This window comes from Synechococcus sp. R8-2, assembly GCF_047461715.1.
Lineage (GTDB): Bacteria > Cyanobacteriota > Cyanobacteriia > Thermostichales > Thermostichaceae > Thermostichus.
The window spans coordinates 1-6352 of record NZ_JANSHQ010000205.1 but is presented as its reverse complement, the minus strand read 5'-3'; the positions used below and the strand labels follow the sequence as shown (position 1 = coordinate 6352).

At 59.0% G+C, this 6352-nt stretch carries 5 protein-coding genes; 2 read left to right on the top strand and 3 right to left on the bottom strand.

All coding sequences use genetic code 11. The annotated features are described in order from the left end of the window. Positions 1–161 precede the first annotated feature (161 nt). Together NW819_RS05500 and NW819_RS05495 are read right to left on the bottom strand one after the other, a co-directional pair. The gene (locus NW819_RS05500; protein ID WP_414413140.1) at positions 162–356 is read right to left on the bottom strand and encodes a hypothetical protein; all 195 of its coding nucleotides are present in this window, start codon (positions 354–356) and stop codon (positions 162–164) included. Positions 357–511: 155 nt separating this feature from the next. Further along, positions 512–1570, bottom strand: a complete 1059-nt coding sequence (locus NW819_RS05495; RefSeq protein WP_414413139.1) for a vWA domain-containing protein — start codon at positions 1568–1570, stop codon at positions 512–514. Positions 1571–2017: 447 nt separating this feature from the next. Between NW819_RS05495 and NW819_RS05490 the strand changes: the two genes are divergently transcribed. Continuing rightward, the gene (locus NW819_RS05490) at positions 2018–2728 is read left to right on the top strand and encodes a hypothetical protein (RefSeq protein ID WP_414413138.1); all 711 of its coding nucleotides are present in this window, start codon (positions 2018–2020) and stop codon (positions 2726–2728) included. Positions 2729–2767: 39 nt separating this feature from the next. Here the strand turns inward: NW819_RS05490 and tyrS are convergent, their stop codons facing one another. After that, positions 2768–3964: a tyrosine--tRNA ligase gene (gene tyrS / locus NW819_RS05485; RefSeq protein ID WP_414413141.1), complete on the bottom strand. Its 1197-nt coding sequence runs from the start codon at positions 3962–3964 to the stop codon at positions 2768–2770. A gap of 247 nt (positions 3965–4211) precedes the next feature. On the opposite strand from tyrS, the gene NW819_RS05480 reads away from it, so the two are divergent. Then, complete coding sequence (locus NW819_RS05480) at positions 4212–6200, top strand: transglycosylase domain-containing protein (protein ID WP_414413137.1); 1989 nt, start codon at positions 4212–4214, stop codon at positions 6198–6200. The last annotated feature ends 152 nt before the right edge of the window (positions 6201–6352 follow it).

The window sequence follows — 6352 nt, the reverse complement described above, 5'->3', positions numbered from 1 at the left end:
CTGGCCGGAGGACTGACGCCCTTGGCCCAGGAGATTGGACTGAACCGATACCAATTTCCCCGGCGGCTGAGTAATCGATCCGGAAAAGGGGATGGTGAACCGCAAGTTGCCCTCCAAGGCAGTGGTTGACAAGGCAGGCAACAAAATGTCCCCTCTTGAGCTTAGGTTGAACAACTCAACCTTATTGCCTCTTGAAAAGAGCGGCCCTCCCGAACAAAGGGCGGCTGTTGAGCCTGAAGGGCAAAGCTGAGCAAAGGGATCAACCACCAATCCCAAAATGGCAGAGGTAGAGCCAGAGCCAGAGCCGGGATCCCTTGGCGGCGACCCCACAGTCGAGGGGCTGCTGGAGGTGCCACCGCAACCTTTCAGGAAAACCGTTAGGGAACCTGTAAGCACTGCCGCCAGGACAAGCGCAGCCGGTTGCCAAAATCTTCTGGGTATACCGAGTCGTCGAAACATTTGCTTATCGCCTCGCTCTCGATTAGGGATGTTGTCAGCCTGCGGAATGACTCTAGCGGGATCCCACCGTGAGAACAGCGTCGCTGAATGGCGCCACAAAACGGCTGCCTTCTCTCTCAACTCTCAGCTCGCCACTGAGAAGATAAGAACCAGCAGATAGCGGAACATTGCTTTGCACCCTCATTTGCAGGCGGTGCTCCCCAATAGCAGCAGGGAATAAGTTGGCAAAGGGAGCTTCCAGCCCTTCAGAAAACCGTGCCAGCACAAAAGTCCCCTCAGTAGCTGCAGCCAGACGCTGTAACTCCAGAAGATTCAAATCGACCCCCAACCCAACCACATACACGGTGAGTTTTTGTCCTCGCTCTCTGGCCAAAGTTGTCAGCTCCTGAGTAGCTTGGTTGATGGAGCGGGTGCTTTCGTTGTCAATCCCATCGGTGAATACCACCAAGCGGCGGTTGAAACGCTCGGTGGCCCGAAAGTCGCTCAAGAAACGCCCGGCTTCTACCGTGGCATCGTAAAGGGCGGTGTTCCCTCCGGGAACAGCACGCAAAACCCCTCGTCTCAGCAGCTCTTTGTCGCCGGTGAAGTCCTGCAATAGCTGAGCTGTGCGCAGGGGCTGCCCCAAAGCTGTAAGGCCAAAACCTGCCCCCCGGTTGTCAAAGCGCAGAATAGCGCCCAGATCCAGGGGTGCAGGGCGAAATTGATCCAAGAGCCGAAAAACAGCCAGGAAGCGCCGAGATTGGGGATCCAAAACCAGCAAGCTGCCTGAGCCATCCATCAGCACTGCCATGAGCAAAGGCCGCTGAGCCAGATCCGGCGGGGGGTTCTCGATCCGGGTGGGTGTCAGGGTCAAGGCTACCGGCTGCGGGATCCCTAGCAAGTCGGTTACCTGGTTTACCTGCAGGCTGACCTGACTGGCAGAGAGCTGGGTTATTGGTTGGGGCGGATCCCCGCCTTGCAGGAGGGCGATGTTGAACTCCATTTCCCCTTGTGTGCCAGAAAAGGAGCGGGTCAGAGCCCCATTGAATGTCAGGCGAGCTTGGGATCCCACAGCCGACGGCTCAATGCCTGTACCGCCGGAAGAGCCACAGCCGACAAGGCAGCTTCCCACGAGCACCAGGAGAAGTAGCCAACCAGCTTTTTGGCTTTTTACTTGACCGGGCTGTATTTTTACAGTCATTGCAGCTGCCAGTGCAAGCATAGTGGGGTGGCATGAAAGTACGGAGTTACAATACCACCCAGTAATTCCGAAAGCTACTGTAGCGCTTGGTGTAGGCGTAGAGATTTTTACTGCAGTTAGAGGATCTCGAGTTCATCTTTTTTCACAATGCGAGCACAGCGGGTCTCAGCTTTGAGCCTAGTAGGGCGGCTAAAGCCTGTCTGCTCCGAGAATTGCTTCGAGATAAAGACCCCTTTGTTTTGCCACTTGTGGCAAGCGTTCTCGCTGACCAATTGTCAAATAAGCCGGCGCTCTCCTCCGTGGCCTATAGTTCATAGCAGCTCATCAGTGCAGGTGTAAGATCTAAAAGGCTCCCCTGGGTGAGGAGGAGAACTGAACATGGCGGCAAAGCAACTCAAGTTCTATTGGAGCCCCCAACACCAGCTCTTTAGCTGCGATGGCGCCAAGTTGGAGGGGCACGGCTACATCCAAACCAACCCCTCCCATGACCTGGTTCACCTGCTCATTGCCGCCAACGGCAACATGCCCTGGCAGCCGGTGGAAAGCCGCGAGCAAACCTGCTTTGCCGAGTACAACGCGGTGATGCTGGAGCATCTGCTGGTGAACTGTTTTAATGCAGGGGTGGTAGGATCCCTGCCTGCCCAGCAGATCATCCCAGAGGCGCGGAAGTTCTTGCGGTGGTTTGTTTCAGAACATTACGCCCCTTTTCCGGTGTCTGAAGAAGAGGCTTTTCGTCGCTTTGCTGCGCACCTGGATATTGAGCGCATTGTGCGTTTGTTCCCCTATTTTTACAGTCTGCGGGCTTGGGAATGCTTCAGCCTCGATTACCGCGCCGAGACCTACGACCTGGAGTTCACCTCCGAGGATGATCCCGTTCGAGAGGCCCCGGAATGGGCGGCGGATCCCAACATTTTGGAGACTCAGGAGCTGGTGCGGCAAAAGCTCTCTGAGGCAGTAGCCGAGGCGGGCTCGATCCGGCCCAAACCGGAGCCCGTTTTCCCGCCAACTTCGTCAGCTTCTCCTCTGTCCGATCCCCCAGCCAAGACCAGGCAGAAAAAAACCGGACTCGGCTTCAAGCCTGCCCGTTGATGGATCCCCTCACCCCTTTCCCACAGGGAGAGGGGAAGACTAATCTGCGCCTTTCACTAGCCGACGAAAGGCCTTTTTGCCCACCTGCAAAATCCGCCCGGCCAGCTCCGAGGCATGGGCAAACTCCAGGTCGGGATCCTCCACCTTTTGCCCATCCAGCCGCACGGCGCCCCCTTGAATCTGCCGACGGGCCTCGGCGGCACTCTTGCACAGGCCACACTCACGCAGGATGTAGCTGAGTTTAACAGGGTAAGACAACCCATCGATGGCAAAGGTGGGAATGGATCCCGTTTCGGCAAGAATACCGTCTAGCACCAGGGCTTGGGCGGTGCGCTGGGCCTCTTCTGCCGCTGCAGGGGAGTGAAACTGGGCCACTAGGGTCTTGGCTAGGAGGATCTGCCGCTGGCGGGGATCCTGCGGCAGCTCGGCAAGGGGCACTGAGGTGAGCAACTCAAAGTAGCGCTCCACCAGGTGATCCGGCACCTTCTCCAGCTTGGAGTACATGGTGAGGGGATCCTCGGTCAGGCCCACGTAGTTGTTTTTGGACTTGGACATTTTCTGGTACCCGTCCAGCCCCTCCAAAAGCGGCACCGTCAGGCAAAACTGCGGCGCTTGGCCCTTCCAAATTTGCAGATCCCGACCGGTGAGCAGGTTAAAGCGCTGGTCGGTTCCCCCCAGTTCTACGTCGGCTGCCAGAGCCACCGAGTCGTAGCCCTGCAGGAGGGGATAGAGAAATTCGTGCAGATAAATTGGCGTTCCAGCTCGGTAGCGCTGGGCAAAGTCTTCTTTGGCCAACATCTGCCCCACCGTCATCTGGGCCTGGAGTTCGATCAGCTCGCTGAGAGTCAGGCGGGCCAGCCACTCGCTGTTGCGGCGCACCTCCAGCCGGCCAGGGGTCTCAAAATCCAAGATCTTGCCGGCCTGCTCCAAGTAGGTGCGGGCGTTTTCCTCCACTTCTGCCGGGGTGAGGCGGGGACGGGCCTCCGATTGGCCGGTGGGATCCCCGACCAGCGCCGTGAAGTCCCCGATGAGCAAAATGGCCACATGGCCCGCATCCTGAAACTGGCGCAACTTGCGCAACACCACCGAATGCCCCAGGTGCAGATCCGGTCGGGTGGGATCGATGCCCAGCTTCACCCGCAGGGGACGATCCGCTTGCGCCAAGCGCTCCGCCAGGGCAGCAGCTCCTCCTGGAAAGATCTCGGCCACCCCCCGCTCAACAATTTGGGCTATCAACGGATCCCGGTACGCTGGCGAAACTGAGGCTGACGATAAACTCAAAGCCTGATCCTCCGGCTGAACCCATGAGCCATTTTAAGCCCACGCAAAAGATGCTCGATTCTCAACTCAAGATCTTCTCCCCCTAGCCCGGTTGGAGTTGTCGATGGGCAGGGTTGGCCATCCTGCTGCCCCAATAGACGCCGCCCTATAATGGGTCTGGCTTGTTGTTGCTTTGCAACACGGACGTGACAGGGTTTTTGACGTGACCTACGGTCGCAGACCATTGGCCCGCCGGGCGAGAAAGCCGGGGTTGGAGCGTGTCTCCAATTCCCCTTTTTCCGGATCGGGGTTTGACGAGCATGCCGACTATACCCCACCCACCCGCCCCTCCCGGATTGCCCAGGTTGCCGGTGTGGTGGGCAATCTGTTGCTGGGATCCCTGCTCTTGGGATCCACGGCAACGGCTGCCGGATTGGTGGGGCTGGCCATTAGCTTCCGCAACTTGCCGGACGTGCATCAATTGCGGGATTACGTGCCCATTGCCACCACCCACATTGTCGATATTCGGGGCGAGCCCATTGCCAGCCTACACGGGGAGGCCAACCGGGAAGTGATCTCCCTTGAACAGGTCTCGCCGGAGATGAAAAAGGCCTTGCTGGCCATTGAAGACAGCCACTTTTACACCCATCCAGGCATTAATCCGGTCAGCTTGGGCCGGGCGATCCTAGGCAGTGTGGAGGGGGGTATAGGCTCGGCGGGGGGGGGATCCACCCTGACAATGCAGTTGGTCAAGAACCTGTTTTTGAGGCCGGAGCGTACCCTCAGCCGTAAAGTCGCCGAGATCGTGTTGGCGGTGCGCCTAGAACAGGTCTTCAGCAAAGACGAGATCCTGGAGATGTACCTCAACCAGGTGTACTGGGGGCACAATCTCTACGGCATCCAGGCGGCGGCCCGCAGCTACTTCAACAAGGATGCGTCTGAACTGAACTTGGCTGAAGCGGCGATGTTGGCTGGGATCCTGCCGGCCCCGGAAACCCTCAGCCCCTTTCGCAACCTGGAGGGAGCCAAACGGCGGCAACACCTGGTGCTGGATCGTCTGGTGGAGCTGAAGTGGATTACCCCCGAGGAAGCCCAGGCGGCGCGGGAGCAAAAGCTGACCTTAGGCCGCATTACCTCCTTTCAAAGTAACGCCCCAGCAGTTACCGACGCCATTGAGGCGGAGCTGCGGCGCCGCTATGGGGAACAAGCTCTAATGCAAGGAGGTCTGCGGGTTCAGTCCACCATCGATCTGCGTCTGCAGCGCCTTGCCCAGCGCATTGTCAATGAAGATGGCCCCCGCATTGGGGCAGCTCGTCGTGCCGATCAAATGGCTTTGGCGGCGGTGGATCCCCGTACCGGCTATGTGAAGGCCATTGTGGGCGGGATCAACGCTCAGCGGGGCCAATTTAACCGCGCCACCCAGGCGTTTCGCCAAACGGGATCCACCTTTAAGCCCTATGTGTACTACGCGGCTCTGGCCAGCGGGCGCTATTCACCCGGCAGCATCTTGGAAGATACCCCCGTCACCTATCCCGGCTCGCCACCCTACAGCCCGAAAAACTACGACAACACCTTTTATGGCCCCCTCACCTTTGCTCGGGCTTTGGAGCTCTCCCGCAACGTGCCCACGGTCAAGTTGGCCGATGATGTTGGGATCCGCAACGTCATCGCAGCGGCTCAGGCCACCGGCATCAGTGCCGAGATGTTTCCCAACTTGGCTACAGCTCTGGGCTCGGCCAGCGTCAGCCCCCTGGAGATGGCGGCCAGCTATGCGGTCTTTGCCAATGGCGGATATCGGGTGGAGCCGACCCTCTTGGCCCAGGTGGTGGATCGCAACGGCCAAATCCTCTTCGAGGCCAGGCCCCAGCCGGAGCGGGTTTTGGATCCCTGGGCGGTGGCTACGCTCAACCAAATCCTCAAAGGGGTGGTGACCCAAGGCACCGGGAGGGCAGCTCGTCTGGACGATGGGCGACCTGTAGCCGGCAAAACCGGCACCACCTCTGATTTCCGCGACGCTTGGTTCATCGGCTATGTGCCGCAACTGTCTACCGCCATTTGGATTGGCAACGACAACAACTCCCCCATGCTGCCCGGCACCGCCGGCGGGGCCTTTGTTGCCCCCACCTGGAAGCGCTTTATGACTGAGGCTCTGCAAGGGATCCCACCTCAGGACTTCCCCAGCCCGCATCAATTTCCCCCTCCCCGACCATGACCTACAGCGAGGAGCGGCTGGCGCGCATCGAGCGCACTGTCGAGGCCAACGCTCAGGCCATCGCCCAACTGGCCCGGCAAAACCAAGAGCTGATGCAAACCATTGCCGGCACCGAGGAGCGCATTGCCAGAGCCGAGGAACGCATTGCCAAA

Coding starts and splice junctions, on each gene's coding strand:
- NW819_RS05490 (WP_414413138.1), top strand. CDS start 2,018: ATGGCGGCAAAGCAACTCAAGTTCTATTGGAGCCCCCAACACCAGCTC.